General features: G+C 45.1%; 2 protein-coding genes. Both read right to left on the bottom strand.

From position 1 onward, the window contains the following. A partial coding sequence (locus J7438_RS26225; RefSeq protein WP_286196961.1) for a UvrD-helicase domain-containing protein occupies positions 1–658 on the bottom strand: 658 nt, incomplete at its 3' end. Further along, positions 643–834 (bottom strand): hypothetical protein (locus J7438_RS26220; RefSeq protein WP_209278967.1); only part of this gene is annotated, 192 nt, incomplete at its 5' end. The genes J7438_RS26225 and J7438_RS26220, both read right to left, overlap by 16 nt.

Here is an 834-nt window from a genome sequence, read left to right as displayed (position 1 = left end):
CACCCACCCATTCCTGAGACTGTAATACCTCATATGCCCTGATTAAAATATCATCAAAATCTATACCGCCACTGTCCAGCAATGCTGCCTGATAGTCTTGGTATATCCTCCAGATTCTTTCAGCATCGCTTGGATAGAGATTTGAAACTTCATCCTCAGTAGTAACCAGCTCTCGTTTAATGGTTGAGAAGACATCCATATAGCGTTGCATTATCCGCTCGCGGTTACGGCGCTCTTTTGTATCCTCAACCTGAAGATACTCATCAATATCGACGCCATGATCACGCAGGGACTGAAGAAACACCTCCATCCGGTCCTGGTCGCGCTCATAAATATGCAGTTCATCGGGTAAACCGATCGTATGTCCATACTGCTCAAGCACCCTTTGAGCAACTGCATGTATAGTGGACACCCATGCCCGATCTTCAACATCTTCTGTATCGTCGAGTCTCTGCCGCATCTCGTCAGCGGCTTTATTGGTAAAGGTTAAGGCAATAACACAGTCTTTTCTGGTTTGCTCAAGTATGTAGCGCACGCGTTCTGTGAGAACTCTTGTTTTCCCTGAACCGGCTGATGCCAATACCTGCATTGCATTACCAATAGCCGCATAAACAACAGATTTCTGAGCTTCCGATAAGGCAATCATAGAGATACCCATTCTTCAATTTTTGTAAACGCCTCTTTGAGCGCCTCAGGCAGCAGACCTTCTTTTTCCCTACATTGAGGGTTTCTACTAATAACGTCAGCAAAAAAGCCTGCATACGATGCCTTTGCACCTCTCATTTCTTTGAGGAGATCATCATCTGTTAATGATGATAGCTCCCGATATTTAGC

This window comes from Thalassotalea sp. G20_0 (assembly GCF_017744175.1).
GTDB lineage: Bacteria > Pseudomonadota > Gammaproteobacteria > Pseudomonadales > Endozoicomonadaceae > Endozoicomonas.
Note: the sequence above shows the minus strand (reverse complement) of the source record. Positions and strands in the feature narration are given on the sequence as shown.